This is a genomic window from uncultured Sulfitobacter sp. (assembly GCF_947500075.1).
Taxonomy (GTDB): Bacteria; Pseudomonadota; Alphaproteobacteria; order Rhodobacterales; family Rhodobacteraceae; genus Sulfitobacter.
The window spans coordinates 129884-151712 of record NZ_CANMQS010000001.1; the positions used below are offsets into that span (position 1 = coordinate 129884).

Here is a 21829-nt window from a genome sequence, read left to right on the forward strand (position 1 = left end):
CTTTCATTCCGGCACCCGGCCTGCCGCAACCGGCGTGTCTGATCGCAACCCGATCACGGCCCCCGCCACGGCAATCAGCGCCATGCCCATCAAAGCCAGCGGTGGCACGCCCTGCCCCCACAGAACAAAGGCCCAGAAGCTGGCAAAGACCAGCAGCGAATATTCAAACACCGCCACATGGCTCGCCTCGCCCAACTGGTAGCCGCGAAAAATCAAGCCGATCCCGATCAGCGATCCAACCGCCTGCACTGCAAACCAGAACAGCATCGGCCCATCCAGCGGCCCCCAGTTGCGCAGCACAAAGCCCGAATGCCCCGTGGGGGCGCCGCTGCCGTTCACCAACAGCACGCCCACCGCACCAAAGATGCCAAGCATGACAAAAAACCCCGCCGTCAGCGTCAGCGTGCTTTCCCCTTCACACCAAGCGCGCGTGGCCACAGCGCCAATCGCATAAAGCAACCCCGCCACAATCGGCAGAAACGCCACCGGGTCCAGATCACTCGGATCCGGCCGGATCACCATCAGCGCCCCGACAAATCCGATCACCACCGCCGCCCAGCGCACCGGGCCCACGTGTTTGCCCTGAAAGACAATCGAAATCAGCACCACAAACAAAGGGGAGGTAAAGAGCCCCGCCACCACAACCCCGATGGGCAGCACCGACAGGCAGCCGAAGTAAATCAACATCGCGCCCCCCTGAAACATGCTGCGCCCGGCAACGGCCCAGAACCGGCGCGGCCACAACCGCCCGCCCCACACCATCACAAGCGCCAGCAGCACCACCATCGCCATCACGGACCGCAGCATATGGAACTGCCACAGCGATCCGCGTTCAGAGATGTAGGGCACAAAGTTATCCGTCAGCCCCAGCGTCGCCATGCCGCCCAGCACCGACAGGGCCGCCAGCCCCGGATTGACCTGTCCTTGTTGCACGAAAAATTCCCCTATTCCAAAATCACTCTTCCAAAGTCACGCGGTGCCCGCAATACTCACGGGCCAGATTAACGCTTTGGGAGGGCTGGATATGGGCTGGATGCAGGACGAAACCGGGCTGGACAAATGTGCGGCCAACTATGTGCCGCTGACGCCGCTGTCACATCTGCAACGCGCCGCAAAGGTCTTCCCCAATCATCTGGCCGTGGTCTACGGCGCGCACCGCGTCACCTATGCTGAGTATCATGACCGCTGCACCCGGCTGGCAGCCGCCCTTGCCGCCATGGGCGTGGCCCCCGGCGATGTGGTCGCAACCCTGATCCCGAACCTGCCCGCCCAGGCCGAAGCCCACTTCGGCGTGCCCGCCTGCGGCGCTGTGCTCAACACCATCAACATGCGGCTGGATCAGGCGACAGTGAGCTACATCTTTGAACATGGCGGGGCCAAGGTCGCGCTGGTGGACACCCAGTTCATCGACCTCGCCGAAGCCTCCGTCGCCGCGATGGACGGCCCCACCCCCCAGATCATCGAAGTCCCCGATGCGGATGCAGGCTTCCCCGCCACCGGCCGCCATCCCCAATACGAAGACGTGCTGGCAGGCGCGGATGAGACTTTCGCGTGGCTGATGCCGCAGGACGAATGGGAAAGCATCGCGCTCAGCTATACCTCCGGCACGACGGGCAAACCCAAAGGCGTGGTGCACCACCACCGGGGGGCCTATCTGATGACCATGGGCACCGTGGTGTCCTGGCGGCTGACCCTGCACCCGGTCTACCTCACCATCGTGCCGCTCTTTCACTGCAACGGCTGGAACCATACATGGATGATGCCCGTGCTGGGCGGCACTGTGGTCTGCTGCCGCGACATCACCGCCAAGGCAATCTATGATGCGATCCAGACCCACCGTGTCACCCATTTCGGCGGCGCGCCCATCGTGCTCAACATGATCGTCAATGCGCAGGCCTCTGAACGCCACCGCTTTGATCACACGGTTGAGGTCTTTACCGCCGGCGCCCCCCCCGCCCCCGCAACCCTGTCCAAGATCGAAGCACTGGGGTTCAACGTCACACAAGTCTACGGCCTCACGGAAACCTATGGCCATGTCACCGAATGCCTCTGGCGCGGCGAAGACTGGGACGGGCTGGATGAGGCCGCCCGCGCCCAGATCAAAGCGCGTCAGGGCGTTGCCATGCCGATGATGGAAGACATCACCGTCACCGACGCTGCCATCACCCAAACCCCAATGGATGGCACCACCCAAGGCGAGATTATGATCCGCGGCAACGCAGTCATGAAAGGCTACCTCAAGAACCCCGAAGCCACGGCTGAGGCCTTTGAGGGCGGCTATTTCCACTCCGGCGACATCGCCGTGCAGCACCCCGATGGCTACATCCAGATCGCCGACCGCGCCAAGGACATCATCATCTCGGGCGGCGAAAACATCTCATCCGTCGAAGTTGAGGGCGTGCTGATGGCCCATGATGACGTGAACCTTGCCGCTGTCGTGGCCAAACCGGACGACAAATGGGGCGAAGTGCCTTGCGCCTTTGTCGAACTCAAGGCAGGGGCGACAGCGGATGAAGCCGCGCTGATCGCCTTCGCCCGCGAAACGCTTGCCGGGTTCAAAGCACCCAAACAGGTGGTCTTTCAGGAACTGCCAAAAACCTCGACGGGCAAGATCCAGAAGTTTGAGCTGCGCAAGGTGGCCGAAGCCCTATGATCCGCTGAGGTCTTTCTCAAACCGACCAATGTCCAGCGTCACCGGCCCCTGTGCGCTCTCGGTGGCGTATGGCTCTACCCTTGTCCGGACCCAGCCGCATTTCTCATAAAACCGTGCCGCGCGCCGGTTGTCCAAGGCGCAAGCCAGCCAGGCCCGGCGCGGAGCCAGCGCGGCCTCCGCCGCCGCCATCATCTCCTTCGCAACGCCCTGCCCGTGAAAGCGCGTAGCGACATAAAACTGATAGAGCTCATCTTCATTGAGGATAAAGAACCCCGCCACATCCCCCTCGGGACAGCGCATCACAAACGTGTTCGGCCACCACCGCCCCAACCGTTCCTCAAACTCCGCCGGGATGCGCGTGGCAACCAACGCCGGCGGCGCAGCAGCCGCGTGCCCCTCATGCCAGCCTGCATGCCAGACTTCTGCCAAAGCAGGCACATCTGCCGCGATCGCTCGTTCCACCTGCACAGGACTTCTCCCCTTGGTTGAAACCCGGTGACCCCATTGCCCCGTTCCATTCGCATGGTAATGTAGGGACAAAACAAAAGACAACGCAGCAGACCCGATGATCACCCAATGACGGCACTCAAGAAATACGCCCGGATCGAGGCGGCAGGCCTCTGGCGCGCGACGCCTGATGCGCAGCGTCGGGACGTGATTGTGTCGATGGGCGATGCCACCCTGACGGTCACCGACCTCAAGGATCAGCCGCTCGCCCATTGGTCGCTGGCCGCGGTGGAGCGCGCCAACCCCGGCACCCGCCCCGCCATCTACCATCCCGATGGCGATCCCGGCGAAACCCTTGAGCTGCCTGAAAACGAAGCGGAGATGATCGAGGCCATCGAAACCCTGCGCCGCGCCATCACCCGCACCCGGCCCCGTCCCGGCAGGCTCCGTCTGGCAGGGGTCGCCACGTCCATTGTTCTGGTGCTGGCCGTCGCCCTCCTGTGGCTGCCGGGGGCCATGCAGGACCACACCCTGCGCGTGGTCCCGCCCGCCAAACGCGCCAGCATCGGTGCAGCCCTTCTGGAACGGATCGAGCGTGTCTCCGGCCCCGCCTGCAATGATGAGGCAGGCCGCGCCGCCCTGAACCGCCTCGGCACGCGGCTGAGCGCGGGCAAGCTGCTGGTGCTTGAAGACATGACCCGCCCCGGCCTGCACCTGCCGGGAGGATTGATCCTGCTCGATCACAGCGTCATCGAGGATTTCGAAGAACCCGACGTCGCCGCAGGCTACGTGCTGACCGAACTTGCCCACCGCATGGCAAGCGACCCGCTGCGCGACATGCTCTCTGTGGTGGGCCTGCGCGAGAACTTTCGCCTGCTCACCACCGGTGACATCGCGCCCCATGCGCTGGACAGCTACGCCCAGCACCTGATGACCCAGACCCCCGCCGCCCCTGATCTGGCGCTGCATCTGGCGCGTTTTGAAAAGGCGCAGGTGCGCAGCACCCCCTATGCCTATGCGCTGGACATCACCGGCGAAACCACCCTGCCCCTGATCGAAGGCGACCCGATGTACGGCAGCCTGACCGAACCGCTGCTGTCGGACGCCACATGGCTGCGCCTGCAAAACATCTGCACACCATCCTGACATGAAGGAGACCTTGGCACGCCTGCTGCTGTCACCGCTGCTGGCGGCGCAAGCACTCTGGGTCATCTCCCGCGCCCTGCAATTGCCAGAGGCCGCAGGCCCCCGATCCGGGCGCATCGGCACCGGCCCTACCCTGCGCCTGCGCATCATCGGTGACAGCTCCGCAGCCGGCGTGGGCGTCGCACATCAGGATCAAGCCCTGATCGGCCAGCTGACGGCACAGCTCAGCACAGAATACCACGTTGACTGGACCCTGAGCGCCAAAACCGGCGCAACAAGCAAAAGCACCCTGACCCGCCTGCGCAGCGCACCAACGGCCCCCGCAGACATTGTGATCCTTGTGCTTGGCGTGAACGACACCACACGCCTGACCCCGGTGCAAACGTGGCGCCGCCGCCAACGCGCCCTGATGGCCCGCATTCGGTCCCTGCACGCCCCGCACCTGATCTATGTCACCGGGGTGCCTCCGCTGGGGCATTTCCCCCTGCTGCCACACCCGCTGCGCTGGACCCTGGGCCGCCACGCCACAGCGCTGGACGCTGCCCGCACCGCTGATCTGCACAGCCAGCCCGATGCAATCCCCGTCCCCTTCGATCTGGCGCCTCACCCCGATCTGATCGCCGAAGACGGCTTTCATCCGTCCGCAGCCCTCTACACCCTCTGGGCAAAAGAAATGGCCAGCCGGATCACCTCCGACTGGCCCACATCACAACAGCCGTTGTTGTAAGCTACTTGCGCGCAAATGCGTCGCTGAACCCCGCACGGCGCAGCTTTTGCAAAGCGCGCGCTGTGTTCTGACCATCTGCAAACGGCCCCGACTGCACCACCATATAGGTCTTGCCGTTCCGCCGCACCTTGCCGATGCGCGCAGGCAGCCCCATGTTTGCCACCCGCTGCGCCATGCGCTGGGCGTTGGCCGGGTTGCCAAAAGTCCCCACCTGCACCACCCGCGCCCCTGCGGGTACAGCGCGCACCTTCGGCTTTGGCGCTTCCACCTTCGGCGCGGACCGGGTCGAATAGACCGGCGTGCGCGGCGATGTGGTCACAGGAACGGCATTGCGCTTGATGCGTTTCACCACCTTGCCGTCGCGTTTCACGATTGTCACCTTGCCAATCTCGCGGCTCTGCTCTGCAAGATCCAGATAAGGATAGACCAACGGAATGGAGGCAGTCATGTCCCTGCCCGTGCGCCGGTCCACCAGCCGACGGGGCAGCGTATTGGTCCAGATCAACAGCATATCCCGGCGTCCGGTGAGGTTCTGCTCTGCCCGGTGCGGGTTCAACCGATCATCGGTCCAGGCAGGCTCATACCCTTGCGGCACCGTGACGTTCCGGGTGTTCTGGCGCTTGATCGCAACATGCTTCGGCACAATCCGCGTCTGGGAGGTCACAACCGTGCCCTGCTCTCTCACCCCGGCGCGCGGCGTATAATCACCCGCCACAATCCGCTCCTGCTGCGGGCCGCAGCGCACAGCAACGCCTGTGTCCGGCAGATATCGCTGTCCCAAAGCGGAGGCGCGCGGACAGGCTGTCGCCACGCGGCGGGTCTGCGGCTGGACCTGCGGTGTCGGTATCGGTGCCGCCGCAACCGCAACCGGCTGACGCACCACCGGCGCGGGCTGCGGCTTGGGCTTTTTGCGCACCACGCGGGGGGCCGGTGCGGGCGCGGGTCTGGGGGCCTGCGCAGTCACACGGGGCGCAGGGGCTGGCGCCGCCGCCGGCGCCACAGGCTGAGCAGGCGTCTGATCCACAGTGATCTGAACCGGTGGCTTTGCAGGCGCCGGTGCCGGAGTTGGCGCCGCCGCCCCGGCCCCCGCCAGCGACGGCTGGAACCCGCAGATCGTCTTGCGGTCGCGCGACACCCTCGGGATCCACGACACATTGCCATCAATGCCCGCGCGCACAAACACGCAGCCTTTGCTGTCAACATACTGCTTGCCCTTGTAGGAGGCCGGCGGGAATTCAGCAGGCTGCTGCTCCCGGATTTGCGCCTGACTGGCACCAATCCCGATCGATCCCGCTATCACACCTATCGCAAGTACTCTGGTCAGCTTCATATCGTGCCCCCACACAATGAGACTTCTACATATGGTAGTCACGATGCCAAAGCCCGCCGGACGAGTCCAGCGTACCGCCGCTCATCCACAGAGTTATCCACCGAAATCTTTACTTGGTCCCGAACATCCGGTCGCCCGCATCGCCCAATCCCGGCACGATATAGCCAATCTCGTTGAGCTTTTCGTCCACCGCCGCCGTCACAATCGGCACATCCGGATGCGCCTCTTTCATCCGCGCAATCCCCTCAGGTGCCGCCAACAGGCACAAAAAGCGAATGTTCGTGGCGCCTGCATCTTTCAGCAAATCAATCGCCGCCGCCGATGAATTCCCCGTCGCCAGCATCGGATCCACCGCAATCACCAATCGATCCTCCAGCGCCTCCGGTGCCTTGTAGTAATACTGCACCGGCTGCAACGTCTCTTCATCGCGGTACAGCCCCACAAACCCCACCCGCGCCGAGGGGATCAATTCCAACACCCCATCCAGCAAGCCATTGCCCGCCCGCAGGATCGATATCAACGCCAGCTTCTTGCCATCCAGCGTCGGCGCATCCATCTCACACATCGGCGTCTCGATCCGCTTGGTGGTCATCGGCAACCCGCGCGTCACCTCATAGGCCAGCAGCTGCGAAATCTCCCGCAGCAACTGCCGGAACACCGCCGTCGGCGTGCCCTTGTCGCGCATGATCGTCAGCTTGTGCTGCACCAGCGGATGATCCACCACCGTCAAATGTTCGTTTGCCTCAGCCATCACAGTTCCCCCTATTCACTTTCACGGTTCTGACCCAATGCACGCCGCAGAACAAGTCACCCTGCACATGCCCCCTCTTTTCTCCATAAATATCCCGGAGGTTTGAAGGCAGAGACTCCAAAATGAACCAAATCAAATGCCGCTTCAGCGGCTCAATTCTCCACCTGGGCGCCAGGCACCGACACCCCCAGATGCCGTGCCACCAGCGCCGCCACATCCGTGAAACCGATCTGCCCCAACGGGCCGGCCCCCTGTCCCGCCACCAGCACCGGCACTCTTTCGCGGGTGTGATCCGTGCCTACCCAGGTCGGATCATTTCCGTGATCCGCCGTCAGCACCAGCATGTCCCCCTGTCTCAATCCTGCGATCACCCCGCCGATCTCCCGATCAAACCATTCCAGCGCGCGCGCATATCCCGACACATCCCGCCGGTGACCATAATGACTGTCGAACTCGACAAAATTGGCAAAGGTCAAAGAGCTGTCCGCGGCCTCGGCCACCAGATCCTTCAGATGCCCCATCAACACCGCATCCGCGCCCTTGCGCAGGTCATCAATCCCCTGCATGGAGAATATATCGCCAATCTTTCCAATACCATACACGCGGCGTCCCGCATCCTGCACCCAGTTGGTCAGCACCGGCGCAGGCGGCACAATCGCATAGTCCCGCCGGTTCCCCGTGCGTGCAAACGCACCCGCCTCCCCCACAAAAGGCCGCGCGATCACGCGCCCCACGCGCATGGCGTGCAACCTTGGCGCGGCGGCCTCGCAGAGGGCCAACAAGCGGTCCAACCCAAAATGCGCCTCATGGGCCGCAATCTGAAACACGCTGTCGGCAGAGGTATAGCAAATCGGCCAGCCGCTTCGGATATGCGCCGCGCCAAAGGCCTCGATCACCGGCAAGCCCGACGCATGGTTATTCCCCAAGGTCCCCTCAACCCCGGCAAGTGCTGCGACATGTGCCATCAGATCCGCCGGAAACGCCGGGTCTTCATCGGGGAAGTAATGCCACTCCCAGGGCACCGGCAGCCCCGCCAATTCCCAATGGCCCGAAGGCGTATCCTTGCCCCGTGACACCTCTGTCGCCGCCCCCCAGTGGCCCTCGACAGCCCCCTCAACCACACGTCCATTGGCCAAAGCCTCCGCCTGCCAGATCCCCAGCCGCGCCAGATGCGGCAGAGAGAGCGGGCCCGACCGGCCCTCTTCCGCCTGTCCCGCCGCACAGGCCGCTGCGATATGGCCCAGCGTATTGGCCCCGGTATCCGGCACATCGCCATTGAAAAACGTATCCGCATCCGGCGCGCCGCCAATGCCCACGGAATCCATCACCACCAGAAACGCCCGTGCCATCAGCCGATCCTCTCGCGCACCAGCGCAGTCAATTCGACCGCTTCCGACCCAATCTCAATCGCGTCGCGCACCGCGCGCACCGCCTTCTCTGCCTGATCCGGCCGCGCCGCGTGCACCATCGCCAGCGTCTGCCCCTTGGCCACTTTCGCCCCCAGCGGCACCACCTCGGACAAGCCCACGCTCGGATCAATCTGATCGCTTTCCACCACGCGCCCGCCGCCAAGCCCGACCACCGCGTGACCCAGCGCCTCTCCCGCAATCGCCTGCACAACACCTGCCTCCTGCGCGGTCACCGCGCGGATCACATTGGCCTCCGGCAGGAACCGCTGCCAGGTCTCGACAAACCGCACCGGCCCGCCCATCGCGGCGATCATCTTGCCAAACCGCTCCGCTGCCGCCCCGCTATGAACCGCACCAACCACCATCTCGGCACCCGCACCGGCATCGCCAGCCAACCCCGCACGCGCCAGCAGATCACCCCCCAGCGCACCACATAAATCCACAATCGCGCCCGTCTGAGCGCCCGTCAACACCAGCATCACTTCCGCCACTTCCAGCGCATTGCCAAGGCTCGGCACCAGCGGCTGGCTCATGTCGCTGATCACCGCTGACGTCGGGCACCCCGCCGCATTCGCCGTGCCCACCAGCGCCTGCGCCAGCGCGCGCGCCTGTTCCATGTCCTTCATGAACGCGCCAGAGCCGACTTTCACATCCAACACCAACCCCTCCAGCCCGCCTGCCAGTTTCTTGGACAGGATCGAGGCGGTGATCAAATCCAGCGAATCCACGGTGGAGGTCACATCCCGCACCGCATAAAGCCGCTTGTCCGCGGGGGCGATATCCGCCGTGGCCCCCACAATCGCGCAGCCCGCCTGTGCCACCACCTCCCGAAACTGCGCCTCTTCCAGCTGGGTCGCCACACCGGGGATGGCTTCCAATTTATCCAGCGTGCCGCCCGTGTGCCCCAATCCCCGGCCGGAAATCATCGGCACAAAGGCCCCGCAGGCCGCCAGCGCCGGCGCCAAGATCAAAGACACACAATCCCCGACCCCGCCGGTCGAATGCTTGTCCAGCACCGGCCCGTCCACATCCCACGCCAACACACGCCCCGAATCCCGCATCGCCAGCGTCAGCGCAACGCGCCCTGCCTCATCCAACCCGTTGCGGCACACACCCATCGCAAAGGCCCCGGCCTGCGCGTCACTCAACCCGCCGGTCGCCAGCGCCTGCGCCGCCCATTGCACCGCCTCTACCGACAACGCCCGCCCGTGGCGCAAATCCGCAAGCAATCCAGCCGCGTCCATCGCCTCAGCTTTCCATATGCGCGGCACCAAAGGCGCCGGGCAGCAGATCACCCAGGGTGGTGAATTCCTCCACCCCGCCGGTGGTCGCCATCGTGACCGGCACATCGCCCACGCCAAACTCCGCCAGCTTCTGACGGCATCCACCGCAGGGGGTCACGGGCATCGGTGATCCTGCGATCACATAAGCCTCCGTCAGCGCCGTCTCTCCGGCTGCGACCATGGCAGCGATGGCACCGGCCTCCGCACAGGTGCCTTCGGGATAAGCCACATTTTCCACATTGCATCCCACATAAACCGTACCCGACGCCGCACGAATGGCTGCGCCCACCTTGAATCCCGAATAGGGCGCATGCGCGTTCTCGCGCACAGCCGCAGCAGCCTCTTTCAAATCTTTGACCATCTTTTTTCCTTTTTGCGGTAACTATGACAAACGCCGCGCCGCAAGGCGAGGGTTGCTGCGGCAATTGCAGCCACATAAAAAGTAGTTTAACGCTAAACTAAAAGTCCATCGGGAGGCCCATCCATGTCCGACAACGCCAATCTGCGCAGGGCAGCACTTGACTATCACGCCTTCCCAAAGCCGGGAAAACTGGAGATCCGCGCGACCAAACCGCTGGCCAATGGCCGCGATCTGGCCCGCGCCTATTCTCCCGGCGTCGCGGAAGCCTGTCTGGAGATCAAGGAAGACCCCGCCACAGCGGCGCTCTATACTTCCCGCGCCAATCTGGTTGCGGTGGTAACCAACGGCACCGCCGTTCTGGGTCTCGGCAACATCGGCGCGCTGGCCTCCAAACCGGTGATGGAGGGCAAAGCCGTCCTCTTCAAGAAATTCGCCAACATCGATTGCTTCGACATCGAAGTGGACGAAAGCGACCCCGAAAAGCTCGCCGATATCGTCTGCGCCCTTGGCCCGACCTTTGGGGCGATCAACCTTGAAGACATCAAGGCACCCGATTGTTTCACCGTCGAACGGATCTGCCGCGAACGCATGAACATCCCCGTCTTCCACGACGACCAGCACGGCACCGCCATCGTGGTGGGCGCCGCCGTGACCAACGCCCTGCACGTCGCGGGCAAGACATTCGAGGACATCAAGATCGTCTCCACCGGCGGCGGGGCTGCGGGCATTGCCTGCCTGAACATGCTGCTGAAGATGGGCGTGCGGCGAGAAAACGTCTGGCTCTGTGACATCCACGGGCTGGTCTACGAAGGCCGCGCGGTCGACATGAACCCGATCAAATCAGAGTTCGCGCAGAAATCCGACCTGCGTACGCTGGCCGATGTGATCCCCGATGCGGACCTTTTCCTCGGCCTTTCGGGCCCCGGTGTGCTCAGCCCCGATCTGGTGACCAAAATGGCCGACCGCCCGATCATCTTTGCGCTGGCCAACCCCACGCCCGAAATCCTGCCCGATCTGGCGCGCGAGGTGGCGCCGAACGCGATCATCGCCACGGGCCGTTCGGATTTTCCCAATCAGGTCAACAACGTGCTGTGTTTCCCTTTCATCTTTCGGGGCGCGCTGGATGTGGGCGCGACCACCATCAACGATGAGATGCAGCTGGCCTGCGTCGAAGGCATCGCCGCCCTTGCGCGCGCCACCACCTCCGCCGAAGCGGCTGCCGCCTATCAGGGCGAACAGATGACCTTCGGTGCGGATTACCTCATCCCCAAACCCTTCGATCCGCGCCTCATCGGCGTTGTCTCAAGTGCTGTGGCCAAAGCCGCGATGGAAACCGGCGTTGCCACACGCCCCATTGAGGATCTCGACGCCTACAAGCAAAAACTCGACGGATCGGTCTTCAAATCCGCCCTCGTGATGCGCCCGGTGTTTGAAGCCTCGCGCCTCTCCCCCCGCCGTCTGGTCTTTGCCGAAGGCGAAGACGAACGGGTGCTGCGGGCCGCGCAGGCGATCATCGAGGAAACCGTCGAAAGCCCCATCCTCATCGGCCGCCCGGACGTGATCCAGCGCCGCATCGAACACGCGGGCCTGACCCTGAAACTGGGCGACAACGTCGATCTGGTGAACCCCGAAAACGACCCCCGCTACCGCGACTATTGGGAGACCTATCACCACCTGATGTGCCGCCGGGGCGTCAGCCCTGACATTGCCCGCGCGGTCATGCGCACCAACACCACCGCCATCGGCGCGGTGATGGTGCACCGAGGCGAAGCCGACAGCCTGATCTGCGGCACCTTTGGCGAGTTCCGCTGGCATCTCAATTACGTCACGCAAGTGCTGGGGCGCGAAGGGCTCAGCCCGGATGGCGCGCTCAGCATGATGATCCTCGAAGACGGCCCCCTGTTCATTGCCGACACCCAGGTGCACCTGCATCCCGATCCTGAACAAATCGCCGAGATCGCGCGCGGCGCGGCCCGCCACGTCCGCCGCTTCGGGATTGAGCCCAAGATCGCCTTCTGCTCCCAATCGCAGTTCGGCAATCAGGGCGAAGGCACCGGCGGCCGCCTGCGTGCCGCCATCCGCCTGCTGGATGCCGAGAAGGCGGATTTCTGTTACGAGGGGGAGATGAACATCGACACCGCCCTCGACGCCGAGCTGCGCGCGCGCCAGATGCCCGAAAACCGGATGGAGGGGGCGGCCAACGTGCTGGTCTTCGCCCATGCCGATGCGGCATCAGGGGTGCGCAACATCCTGAAAATGAAGGGCGACGGGCTGGAAGTCGGCCCGATCCTGATGGGCATGGGCAACAAGGCGCATATCGTCTCGCCGTCGATCACCGCGCGGGGGTTGCTGAATGTGGGCGCGATTGCCGGGACACCTGTTGATCACTACGGCTGAGCGCGGCGCAGAAATTGAAATGCCCTGCAGGGGCATTTCAAGCCTTCGGCGAGGATATTTATAGAGAAAAGATGGGGGGCGTGGTGCCCTGCTCGTTTTGGGGGAGCGCGCCGCTCAGGTAAATTGTTCGCGGATCAGGCGTTCTTCCAACCCATGGCCCGGATCAAACAGGATCGTATGGGATACGCTGGGTTCAGACCGGATTTCAACGGCAACCACATCGCGGTGGCTGTGGCCATCCGCATCCGCCATCACCGGGCGTTTCTCCGCCTCCAGCACGTCAAAGCGCACAACCGCCTTTTTGGGCAACAGCGCCCCACGCCAGCGCCGGGGACGAAACGCGGACATCGCTGTGAGCGCCAGCACATCCGCACCAATCGGCAGGATCGGGCCATGGGCTGAATAATTGTAGGCCGTGGATCCGGCCGGTGTTGCCACCAGCGCCCCGTCACAGACCAGTTCCTGCAACCGCAGCCGCCCATCGACGGAGATTTGAAGCTTCGCCGCCTGTGGACCTGCCCGCAGCAGCGACACTTCGTTGATCGCCAGCGCCTTTGAGATGCTGCCATCCAGATGCGTGGCTTCCATCACCAGCGGATTGATCACCGCCGTCTCTGCCGCTTCCAGCCGGGCAATCAGGTCACTTTCGCCGTAAGCATTCATCAAGAACCCGATGGTGCCCCGGTTCATCCCATAGACAGGCGCGCTCAGCGATTGGGTGTCATGCAGGGTTTGCAGCATGAAGCCGTCCCCGCCCAGCGCCACGATGATCTCCGCCGCCTCCGGCGCAACATCGCCGTAGGTGCCGATCAGCGCCGCCCGCGCGGTCTGCGCCACCGGCGCGCGGCTGGCCATAAACGCAATCTTCAGCGACATGGGCGCAGCTTGGATAAAGTGGTGGGCATGGCAAGGTTTCCGATCAGGCGCATTCTGCCTGTATTCCAACCACATATTCCCAAGCACTACCAGCTTTGGCGCGCAGATCGCCCGCTGCGTCGTTTTACAACCTTCCCGCGCGACGCACTTTAAGATAAACGGCACGCCAACCACGCCTAATCAGGGAATGATCCGATGAAAGACTTCTTTACCTCCTCGCTCGCCCAAAGCGATCCCGATCTGATGGCTTCCATCACCGGAGAACTGGGCCGCCAGCGCAACGAGATTGAGCTGATCGCGTCAGAGAACATCGTCTCAGCCGCCGTGATGGAGGCGCAAGGCTCCGTGATGACCAACAAATACGCCGAAGGCTATGCCGGGCGGCGCTACTATGGCGGTTGCGAATATGTCGACGTTGCCGAACGTCTGGCGATTGAGCGTGCCTGCAAACTGTTTGGCGTCGATTTCGCCAACGTGCAGCCCAACTCCGGCTCACAGGCCAACCAGGGTGTGTTCCAGGCGCTGTTGCAGCCCGGTGATACCATTCTGGGCATGAGCCTCGACGCGGGTGGCCACCTCACGCATGGGGCCGCACCCAACCAATCGGGCAAATGGTTCAACGCCATCCAGTACGGCGTGCGCAAGCAGGACAACCTGCTGGATTACGATCAGGTGCAGGAACTGGCGACGGAGCATAAACCCAAGCTGATCATCGCTGGCGGGTCCGCCATCCCGCGCCAGATCGACTTCAAGCGCATGCGCGAGATTGCCGACAGTGTGGGCGCCTATCTGCACGTGGACATGGCCCACTTCGCGGGACTGGTGGCGGCGGGCGAACACCCCTCCCCCTTCCCTCATGCGCATGTGGCGACCACCACCACCCACAAGACGCTGCGCGGCCCGCGCGGCGGCATGATCCTCACCAATGACGAGGCGCTGGCGAAGAAATTCAACTCCGCCATTTTCCCCGGCATTCAGGGCGGCCCGCTGATGCATGTGATCGCGGCCAAGGCCGTGGCCTTTGGCGAGGCGCTCCAGCCGGAGTTCAAACGCTACATCCAGCAGGTGATCACCAACGCGCAGGCGCTGAGCGATCAGCTCATCAAGGGCGGGCTGGACACGATCACCCACGGCACCGACACCCATGTGGTGCTGGTCGACCTGCGCCCCAAAGGCGTGAAAGGCAACGCAACCGAAAAGGCACTGGGCCGCGCCCATATCACCTGCAACAAGAACGGCGTGCCCTTCGACCCCGAAAAGCCCATGGTCACCTCCGGCATCCGTCTTGGCTCTCCCGCAGGCACCACCCGCGGCTTTGGGGAGGCTGAGTTCCGCCAGATCGCGGATTGGATCATCGAAGTTGTCGACGGCCTCGCCGCCAACGGCGAAGACGGCAACGGCGCGGTCGAAGCCAAGGTAAAGGCCGAAGTGGAAGCCATGTGCGCCCGCTTCCCGCTGTACCCGAACCTCTAAGGCCCCCGGCACATTCCAAAGCAAAGCCCCGGCATTACACCATCCGGGGCTTTTGCATGTCCGGCTCACCCCCTAAGCTGCCTGCACCCCATCAGGAGAGCCCCATGATCATCCACCCCGCAGGCAGCCGCCCCTCCACCGCCGCCCCCGCCACGTATTTCACCGGCACCGTCCGCTTCGATCCGCTGATCAGCGCGCCGGAACCCGCCCGCCTGAACGGCGTGACCGTGACGTTTGAACCCGGTGCCCGCACGCATTGGCACAGCCATCCGCTGGGTCAGACCCTGATCGTGACCGCCGGATTGGGCCGCGCGCAGACCGACGGCAAAGCCATCCAGACCCTGCGCCCCGGCGATGTCGTCTGGATCCCACCGGGGGAGAAACACTGGCACGGTGCCGCGCCCGATTGCGCAATGACCCATATCGCCTTGCAGGAAGCGCAGGACGGCAGCGCTGCCGACTGGATGGAGCCGGTGACGGACGCGCAATACGGCTAGATATGCTCGGTGATGTTGATCAGCCGGCCCATCGGATCATGAACCATGAACCGCCGAATGCCCCATGGTTCTTCCGTGACCGGATAGACCAGCGCCACGCCCAGCGCCTCCGCCCGCTCAACCACCTCATCCAGATCGGTGACGAGCACACTCAGATCCGGCACCGGGCTGCCGCTGCCGCCCGATGACGCCACGCTCAGCTGCACCGGAGCCAGCTCATCCCCACCGAGCGTCACAATCCAAGTCATGTCCATCAGAATGTTCAGCGAAAACAGATCACTGTAAAACGCTGCCACCCCCTGCACATCCGCAGTGGCAAGATTGGCCACGATCCGCACAACGCTCATATCCGTCCCTCACACAAAACCGCGCCACCACATGTAGGCGATAAACGCCGCCGCCAGCAGCAGCACCTGAAAAGCAATCACCCCCAGCAGCCGCAGCAAGCGGTCGCGCCGCTGCGCATTGACGTTGATGGCGCGCAGATGGTTGGTGACCAACTCATAGGCATGCATGACCTTGGTGCGGTCAATCTGCTTGGCGGTCTTCGGACTGCGCGCCGCGCGATCCGCCGCAACCAGCACCGCCACCTGCTTGCGCGCCCAGCGCGGCAACATCCGCCGTCCCTTGCGCACCGCCTGCCCCAGATCACGCCCCTTCACCCCCAGCCGCTCTTCCATCAGCGCACGCACGGCTTCAGCCTTCATGGGAATGTCACGCATATCTGTCATGGCGCATTTTTAATCGCACTGGTGCACGTCCCGCAATGACCCTACAAAACCCCATGCTCGCGTATTCCATATTTGACACAATCGATGGCACCGCCCCGCCTCTGATGATCGTGCACGGCCTCTACGGCTCGGGGCGCAACTGGGGCGTGATCGCCAAACGCCTGTCCGACCGTGGCCCTACCATCACGCCGGATCTGCGCAACCACGGCTCCAGCCCCCGGCACGCCAGCCACAGCTACCCCGACCTCGCCGCGGATCTTGCTGACCTCATCACCCACATCGGCGGCCCCGTGGACCTCTGCGGCCACTCCATGGGCGGCAAGGCGGCCATGGCGCTGGCCCTCACCCAACCCCACCTCATCCGCAAACTGGTCATCGCTGACATCGCCCCCATCGCCTATGCCCACACCCAACAAGGCATGATCGACGCCATGCGCACCGTCGATCTCACCACCCTCACCCGCCGCTCCGACGCAGAAACCCAACTCGCCGCCGCAGGCATCGACCGCAGCCTGCAAAGCTTCTTCACCCAATCGCTCGATGTGCCCAACAAACAATGGCGCCTGAACCTCGACACGCTGGAAGCGGAGATGGACAAGATCATCGGCTGGCCCGAAGAGCTCACCGGCCCCTTCACAAACCCCACCCTCTTCCTTTCGGGGGGCGCGTCGGACTACGTCCTGCCAGACCACCGCCCCAAAATCCGCGCCCTCTTCCCCCGCGCCCGCTTCGCCAAACTCCCCGGTGCGGGCCACTGGCTCCACGCCGAAAACCCCCGCGCATTCGAAGCCTCCCTGCGCGTTTTCCTCGACGCCTGACCCTTTCCCCCTTCCAAATGGTTCAAAAAACCCGGGGGCTTGGGGGCTGGCCCCCAATTCCACCCTTGCACCCCGCGTTCCCATCCCTATAACGCGGCTAATTTGCTTATTTTCAGGGGGCGGACCAATGCCAAAAAGAACCGACATCCAGTCGATCATGATCATTGGTGCGGGTCCCATTGTCATCGGACAGGCCTGTGAATTCGACTACTCCGGCGCGCAGGCCTGCAAGGCGCTGAAAGAGGAAGGCTACCGGGTCATCCTCGTCAACTCCAACCCCGCCACCATCATGACCGATCCCGGTCTTGCGGACGCCACCTATATTGAGCCCATCACCCCCGAAATGGTCGCCAAGATCATCGAAAAGGAACGCCCCGACGCGCTCCTGCCCACCATGGGCGGCCAGACAGGCCTGAACACCTCGCTGGCCCTTGAAGAAATGGGCGTGCTCGACAAATACAACGTTGAGATGATCGGCGCCAAACGCGAAGCCATTGAAATGGCCGAAGACCGCAAGCTTTTCCGCGAAGCGATGGACCGTCTGGGCATTGAAAACCCGCGCGCCACCATCTGCACCGCGCCCAAAGATGCAGACGGGAAAAAGGACCTCGCCGCCGGTGTCGCCATCGCGCTGGAAACCCTCGAAGAGATCGGCCTGCCCGCCATCATCCGCCCCGCCTTCACCATGGGCGGCACCGGCGGTGGCGTGGCCTACAACCGTGAGGATTACGAGGCCATCTGCCGCTCCGGCATGGACGCCTCCCCCACCGGCCAGATCCTGATCGACGAATCCCTGCTCGGCTGGAAAGAATTCGAAATGGAAGTTGTGCGCGACACCGCCGACAACGCCATCATCGTCTGCGCCATCGAAAACGTGGACCCGATGGGCGTGCACACCGGCGATTCCATCACCGTGGCCCCCGCGCTCACGCTCACGGACAAAGAATATCAAATCATGCGCAACCACTCCATCGCCGTCCTGCGGGAGATTGGCGTGGAAACCGGAGGCTCCAACGTGCAATGGGCCGTGAACCCCGCCGATGGCCGCATGGTGGTGATCGAAATGAACCCGCGCGTCTCGCGCTCTTCGGCACTGGCCTCCAAGGCCACCGGTTTCCCGATCGCCAAGATTGCCGCCAAACTCGCTGTCGGCTTCACCCTGGATGAACTCGACAACGACATCACCGGCGTCACGCCCGCGTCGTTCGAACCCACAATCGACTACGTCGTCACCAAGATCCCCAAATTCGCCTTTGAGAAATTCCCCGGCTCCGAGCCGAACCTGACCACCGCGATGAAATCCGTCGGCGAAGCCATGTCCATCGGCCGCACGATCCACGAGTCCATGCAAAAGGCCCTCGCCTCGATGGAAGAAGGCCTGACCGGCTTTGATGAAATCACCATCCCCGGCGTGACCGAAGCGGACGCGGACACGCCGATGTCCCCCGACAATCGCGCCGCCATCGTCAAAGCCATCTCCCGGCAGACCCCCGACCGGTTGCGCACCATCGCGCAGGCCATGCGCCACGGCCTCTCGGATGATGACATCCACGGCGTCACCATGTTCGACCCGTGGTTCCTTGCCCGCATCCGCGAAATCATCACCGCCGAAGAGGACGTGAAGGCAAACGGCCTTCCGACCGATGAGGCAGGCCTGCGTCACTTGAAAATGATGGGCTTCACCGATGCCCGCCTGGCACATCTGGCAGGCATGAAGGAAAATCAGGTCCGCGCCACCCGCCAGGCCGCAGGCGTGGTCGCCGTCTTCAAACGCATTGATACCTGCGCCGCTGAGTTTGAAGCCCAAACCCCCTATATGTATTCCACCTACGAGGCCCCGATGATGGGCGACGTGGAATGCGAAGCGCGGCCCTCCGACCGCAAAAAGGTCGTCATCCTCGGCGGTGGCCCCAACCGCATCGGGCAAGGCATCGAATTCGACTATTGCTGCTGTCACGCCTGCTACGCTTTGACCGACGCGGGTTATGAAACCATCATGGTCAACTGCAACCCCGAAACGGTTTCAACCGACTACGACACCTCCGACCGCCTCTATTTTGAGCCTCTGACCTTTGAGCACGTCATGGAAATCCTCCGGGTGGAGCAGGAGAACGGCACGCTGCACGGCGTCATCGTCCAGTTCGGCGGTCAGACCCCTCTGAAAATCGCCGGTGCCCTGCATGAGGCTGGCATCCCCATCCTCGGCACCACCCCCGACGCCATTGACCTGGCCGAAGATCGGGAGCGTTTTCAACAGCTTGTCCAATCCCTCGGCCTCAAACAACCCAACAACGGCATCGCCAGCACCGACGCCGAAGCCTTGAGTATCGCCGAAGAGATTGGCTTCCCCCTCGTCATCCGCCCCTCCTACGTCCTCGGCGGCCGCGCCATGGAAATCGTCCGCGACATGGCCTCGCTCGAACGCTACATTTCCAGCGCCGTGGTCGTGTCCGGCGACAGCCCCGTGCTGCTCGACAGCTATCTCTCCGGTGCGGTTGAGCTGGACGTGGATGCCCTGTGTGACGGCACGGATGTGCATGTCGCAGGCATCATGCAGCACATCGAAGAAGCCGGCGTGCACTCCGGCGACAGCGCCTGCTCCCTGCCGCCCTACTCCCTCTCGAAAGAGATCATTGCCGAAGTCGAACGCCAGACCCATGCGCTGGCACGCGCCCTCAACGTTGTCGGCCTGATGAACATCCAGTTCGCGGTCAAGGACGGTGTGATCTACCTCATCGAAGTAAACCCCCGCGCCTCCCGCACCGTGCCTTTCGTCGCCAAAGCCACTGATTCAGCGATTGCCTCCATCGCCGCGCGGATCATGGCCGGCGCCAAACTCTCCGATTTCCCCATGCGCGCCCCCTATCCGGAGCAAAGCTCCTACAGTGACACCCTGCCGCTGGGCGACCCGATGACACTGGCCGATCCCAACATGCCGTGGTTCTCCGTCAAGGAAGCCGTGCTGCCCTTTGCCCGCTTCCCCGGCGTCGACACCCTGCTTGGCCCCGAAATGCGCTCCACCGGTGAAGTCATGGGCTGGGACCGCGACTTCCCCCGCGCGTTTCTCAAGGCGCAAATGGGCGCGGGCACCATCTTGCCCTCCGAAGGCTGTGCGTTCCTTTCGATCAAAGACGCCGACAAAACCGACGACATGTTGTCAGCCGCCCGGATCCTGCGCGATCAGGGCTTTACCATCGTCGCCACCCGTGGGACGGCGACCTGGCTATCGTCGCACGACATTTCTTGCGAAACGGTTAACAAGGTCTACGAAGGCCGGCCTGATATCACTGACATGATGAAAGACGGGGGCGTGCATCTGCTGATGAACACCACCGAAGGCGCGCAAGCCGTGGAAGACAGCAAGTCCATCCGCTCCATCGCGCTTTATGACAAGATCCCCTACTACACCACCGCCGCCGGGTCCTACGCCGCCGCTCTGGCCATCAAGGCCCAGGCCGAGGATGAAATCGGCGTAAAGGCGTTGCAGGGATAGGCAGACGCGCAGGTTTACCGCAATTCACATCAAATATGGCAAATCCAACCCGTTTTTGTTAACACTTTTGCCCAGGCCCCGGTGCACAGCCGGTGTACAGGTTGTGTACAGGTTGTGACTCCGGTGCAGACTTGAGTTACCCACACGAAGAACGCCCCGTAAGATACTGTGAATAAAGAAAGAAACCAGATGTACACACCCGCAATCACCGGTACAGGCGTTTTCACCCCCGATCAGGTCATCACCAACGCCGAATTGGTCGAAGCCTTTAACGCTTTTGTGGATCTCTACAACGCCGAAAATGCCGCCGCGATTGAAGCCGGTGACCTGCCCGCCAAGGAGTATTCCTCGGAGGACTTCATCTTCAAAGCCTCCGGCATCGAACAGCGCTATGTGATTGATAAAACAGGCGTGCTCGACCCCCACGTCATGCACCCCCTGCTGCGCCAGCGCGCCGATGATGAACCCTCCCTGATGGCCGAAATGGCGCTGGATGCGGCCCAAAAAGCCCTCAAGGCCGCAGGCAAAACCGCCGCTGACGTGGACGCGGTGATCTGCGCCGCTTCCAACCTCGAACGCGCCTACCCCGCTGTGGCCATCGAGATCCAGAAACTACTGAATATCAACGGCTTCGCCTTCGACATGAATGTCGCCTGCTCCTCCGCCACCTTCGGCATTCAGGCCGCTGCCGACATGGTCCGCTCCGGCTCCATCCGCTCCGCTTTGGTCGTCAATCCGGAGATCTGCTCCGCCCATCTCGAATGGCGCGACCGGGATTGCCATTTCATCTTTGGCGACGTGGCCACAGCCACCCTGATCGAACGCAGTGAAGACGCGGCAGGCGCCTATTTCGAAATAAAATCAACCCGCTGCGCGACAGATTTTTCCAACAACATCCGCAACAACAACGGCTTCCTGCGCCGCTCCCGCCCTGATGGCGTGGCCGACCGACGCGACATGCAGTTCATGCAAAACGGCCGCAAAGTCTTCAAGGAAGTGTTGCCGCTGGTGTCTGAGCACATCGCGGGACATATGGCGGGCAATGGCGTGCAAGCCGCTGATCTCAAACGCATCTGGCTGCATCAGGCAAACAAGTCAATGAATGATTTCATCGGCCGCAAAGTGCTGGGGCGCACGCCGGAGGCAGGGGAACAGCCCAACATCCTCCAGGACTATGCCAATACGTCCTCCGCCGGCTCCATCATCGCATTCTCCAAGTATTCCGAGGACTTGGCCGACGGTGATACCGGGCTGATCTGCTCTTTCGGGGCGGGATATTCCGTGGGCTCGGTGATTGTTCAACGCCACGGCTGAGAAAATCACAGCCCGTTAAGCGTCTTTTAACGAAACCCGTTTATGACCTTCGGCAACGGGCACATCCCGTTCCCAATAACGATCCACGAGGCAATCCCCCCGTCCCCGCTACCGGCCAAATCG

At 63.1% G+C, this 21829-nt stretch carries 19 protein-coding genes; 9 read left to right on the plus strand and 10 right to left on the minus strand.

All coding sequences use genetic code 11. The features are described 5' to 3' along the window. Positions 1-3: 3 nt before the first annotated feature. Positions 4-933, minus strand: a complete 930-nt coding sequence (locus Q1A91_RS00650; RefSeq protein ID WP_299871336.1) for a DMT family transporter — start codon at positions 931-933, stop codon at positions 4-6. A gap of 91 nt (positions 934-1024) precedes the next feature. Between Q1A91_RS00650 and Q1A91_RS00655 the strand changes: the two genes are divergently transcribed. Continuing rightward, positions 1025-2653, plus strand: coding sequence for an AMP-binding protein (locus Q1A91_RS00655; RefSeq protein WP_299873631.1), 1629 nt, complete (start codon positions 1025-1027; stop codon positions 2651-2653). Here Q1A91_RS00655 and Q1A91_RS00660 read toward each other — a convergent pair. Further along, positions 2648-3115 (minus strand): GNAT family N-acetyltransferase, encoded by a 468-nt coding sequence (locus tag Q1A91_RS00660; RefSeq protein WP_299871339.1) that lies wholly within the window; start codon positions 3113-3115, stop codon positions 2648-2650. The genes Q1A91_RS00655 and Q1A91_RS00660 overlap by 6 nt on opposite strands. 114 nt (positions 3116-3229) lie before the next feature. On the opposite strand from Q1A91_RS00660, the gene Q1A91_RS00665 reads away from it, so the two are divergent. Together Q1A91_RS00665 and Q1A91_RS00670 are read left to right on the plus strand one after the other, a co-directional pair. Then, positions 3230-4246, plus strand: a complete 1017-nt coding sequence (locus tag Q1A91_RS00665; protein ID WP_299871342.1) for a hypothetical protein — start codon at positions 3230-3232, stop codon at positions 4244-4246. A gap of 1 nt (position 4247) precedes the next feature. Beyond that, positions 4248-4973, plus strand: coding sequence for an SGNH/GDSL hydrolase family protein (locus tag Q1A91_RS00670; RefSeq protein ID WP_299871345.1), 726 nt, complete (start codon positions 4248-4250; stop codon positions 4971-4973). A 1-nt stretch (position 4974) separates the two neighbouring features. Here Q1A91_RS00670 and Q1A91_RS00675 read toward each other — a convergent pair whose 3' ends face one another. The 5 genes from Q1A91_RS00675 to Q1A91_RS00695 all read right to left on the minus strand — a co-directional run bounded on the left by Q1A91_RS00675 (position 4975) and on the right by Q1A91_RS00695 (position 10107). After that, the gene (locus Q1A91_RS00675; protein WP_299871348.1) at positions 4975-6303 is read right to left on the minus strand and encodes an SPOR domain-containing protein; all 1329 of its coding nucleotides are present in this window, start codon (positions 6301-6303) and stop codon (positions 4975-4977) included. Positions 6304-6412: 109 nt separating this feature from the next. Then, positions 6413-7054: a uracil phosphoribosyltransferase gene (gene upp / locus Q1A91_RS00680; RefSeq protein ID WP_299871351.1), complete on the minus strand. Its 642-nt coding sequence runs from the start codon at positions 7052-7054 to the stop codon at positions 6413-6415. Positions 7055-7206: 152 nt separating this feature from the next. Beyond that, positions 7207-8403: a phosphopentomutase gene (locus Q1A91_RS00685; protein ID WP_299871354.1), complete on the minus strand. Its 1197-nt coding sequence runs from the start codon at positions 8401-8403 to the stop codon at positions 7207-7209. After that, complete coding sequence (locus tag Q1A91_RS00690) at positions 8403-9707, minus strand: thymidine phosphorylase (protein ID WP_299873634.1); 1305 nt, start codon at positions 9705-9707, stop codon at positions 8403-8405. The genes Q1A91_RS00685 and Q1A91_RS00690 overlap by 1 nt, the downstream gene beginning before the upstream one ends. Before the next feature lie 4 nt (positions 9708-9711). After that, a complete protein-coding gene (locus Q1A91_RS00695; RefSeq protein WP_299871357.1) occupies positions 9712-10107 on the minus strand; it encodes a cytidine deaminase in 396 nt (131 codons plus the stop codon). Positions 10108-10230: 123 nt separating this feature from the next. Between Q1A91_RS00695 and Q1A91_RS00700 the strand changes: the two genes are divergently transcribed. After that, positions 10231-12504, plus strand: a complete 2274-nt coding sequence (locus Q1A91_RS00700) for an NADP-dependent malic enzyme (RefSeq protein ID WP_299871360.1) — start codon at positions 10231-10233, stop codon at positions 12502-12504. Positions 12505-12618: 114 nt separating this feature from the next. On the opposite strand, the gene Q1A91_RS00705 is transcribed toward Q1A91_RS00700, so the two are convergent. Next, a complete protein-coding gene (locus Q1A91_RS00705) occupies positions 12619-13380 on the minus strand; it encodes an NAD kinase (RefSeq protein ID WP_299871363.1) in 762 nt (253 codons plus the stop codon). A 195-nt stretch (positions 13381-13575) separates the two neighbouring features. On the opposite strand from Q1A91_RS00705, the gene glyA reads away from it, so the two are divergent. Beyond that, on the plus strand, positions 13576-14853 hold the full coding sequence (gene glyA / locus Q1A91_RS00710) for a serine hydroxymethyltransferase (RefSeq protein ID WP_299871366.1): 1278 nt from the start codon (positions 13576-13578) through the stop codon (positions 14851-14853). A gap of 104 nt (positions 14854-14957) precedes the next feature. Then, positions 14958-15350: a cupin domain-containing protein gene (locus tag Q1A91_RS00715; protein ID WP_299871369.1), complete on the plus strand. Its 393-nt coding sequence runs from the start codon at positions 14958-14960 to the stop codon at positions 15348-15350. On the opposite strand, the gene Q1A91_RS00720 is transcribed toward Q1A91_RS00715, so the two are convergent. After that, positions 15347-15697, minus strand: coding sequence for a VOC family protein (locus Q1A91_RS00720; protein ID WP_299871372.1), 351 nt, complete (start codon positions 15695-15697; stop codon positions 15347-15349). The two genes, Q1A91_RS00715 and Q1A91_RS00720, sit on opposite strands and share 4 nt — an antisense overlap. A 9-nt stretch (positions 15698-15706) precedes the next feature. Then, on the minus strand, positions 15707-16081 hold the full coding sequence (locus Q1A91_RS00725) for a hypothetical protein (RefSeq protein WP_299871374.1): 375 nt from the start codon (positions 16079-16081) through the stop codon (positions 15707-15709). Positions 16082-16185: 104 nt separating this feature from the next. On the opposite strand from Q1A91_RS00725, the gene Q1A91_RS00730 reads away from it, so the two are divergent. From Q1A91_RS00730 to Q1A91_RS00740, 3 genes are all read left to right on the plus strand, one after another. Beyond that, the gene (locus tag Q1A91_RS00730; RefSeq protein WP_299871377.1) at positions 16186-16899 is read left to right on the plus strand and encodes an alpha/beta fold hydrolase; all 714 of its coding nucleotides are present in this window, start codon (positions 16186-16188) and stop codon (positions 16897-16899) included. Positions 16900-17026: 127 nt separating this feature from the next. After that, entirely contained in the window at positions 17027-20392 is a 3366-nt protein-coding gene (carB, locus tag Q1A91_RS00735) for a carbamoyl-phosphate synthase large subunit (protein WP_299871380.1), read from the plus strand. Between the two features lie 189 nt (positions 20393-20581). Further along, positions 20582-21706, plus strand: a complete 1125-nt coding sequence (locus tag Q1A91_RS00740; protein ID WP_299871383.1) for a beta-ketoacyl-ACP synthase III — start codon at positions 20582-20584, stop codon at positions 21704-21706. The last annotated feature ends 123 nt before the right edge of the window (positions 21707-21829 follow it).

Bases quoted from the DNA above. Each gene is read 5' to 3' on its own strand.
- Q1A91_RS00655 (WP_299873631.1), top strand. From the start codon at position 1,025: ATGGGCTGGATGCAGGACGAAACCGGGCTGGACAAATGTGCGGCCAAC.
- Q1A91_RS00665 (WP_299871342.1), top strand. From the start codon at position 3,230: ATGACGGCACTCAAGAAATACGCCCGGATCGAGGCGGCAGGCCTCTGG.
- Q1A91_RS00670 (WP_299871345.1), top strand. From the start codon at position 4,248: ATGAAGGAGACCTTGGCACGCCTGCTGCTGTCACCGCTGCTGGCGGCG.
- Q1A91_RS00675 (WP_299871348.1), bottom strand. From the start codon at position 6,303: ATGAAGCTGACCAGAGTACTTGCGATAGGTGTGATAGCGGGATCGATC.
- upp (WP_299871351.1), bottom strand. From the start codon at position 7,054: ATGGCTGAGGCAAACGAACATTTGACGGTGGTGGATCATCCGCTGGTG.
- Q1A91_RS00685 (WP_299871354.1), bottom strand. From the start codon at position 8,403: ATGGCACGGGCGTTTCTGGTGGTGATGGATTCCGTGGGCATTGGCGGC.
- Q1A91_RS00690 (WP_299873634.1), bottom strand. From the start codon at position 9,707: ATGGACGCGGCTGGATTGCTTGCGGATTTGCGCCACGGGCGGGCGTTG.
- Q1A91_RS00695 (WP_299871357.1), bottom strand. From the start codon at position 10,107: ATGGTCAAAGATTTGAAAGAGGCTGCTGCGGCTGTGCGCGAGAACGCG.
- Q1A91_RS00700 (WP_299871360.1), top strand. From the start codon at position 10,231: ATGTCCGACAACGCCAATCTGCGCAGGGCAGCACTTGACTATCACGCC.
- Q1A91_RS00705 (WP_299871363.1), bottom strand. From the start codon at position 13,380: ATGTCGCTGAAGATTGCGTTTATGGCCAGCCGCGCGCCGGTGGCGCAG.
- glyA (WP_299871366.1), top strand. From the start codon at position 13,576: ATGAAAGACTTCTTTACCTCCTCGCTCGCCCAAAGCGATCCCGATCTG.
- Q1A91_RS00715 (WP_299871369.1), top strand. From the start codon at position 14,958: ATGATCATCCACCCCGCAGGCAGCCGCCCCTCCACCGCCGCCCCCGCC.
- Q1A91_RS00720 (WP_299871372.1), bottom strand. From the start codon at position 15,697: ATGAGCGTTGTGCGGATCGTGGCCAATCTTGCCACTGCGGATGTGCAG.
- Q1A91_RS00725 (WP_299871374.1), bottom strand. From the start codon at position 16,081: ATGACAGATATGCGTGACATTCCCATGAAGGCTGAAGCCGTGCGTGCG.
- Q1A91_RS00730 (WP_299871377.1), top strand. From the start codon at position 16,186: ATGATCGTGCACGGCCTCTACGGCTCGGGGCGCAACTGGGGCGTGATC.
- carB (WP_299871380.1), top strand. From the start codon at position 17,027: ATGCCAAAAAGAACCGACATCCAGTCGATCATGATCATTGGTGCGGGT.
- Q1A91_RS00740 (WP_299871383.1), top strand. From the start codon at position 20,582: ATGTACACACCCGCAATCACCGGTACAGGCGTTTTCACCCCCGATCAG.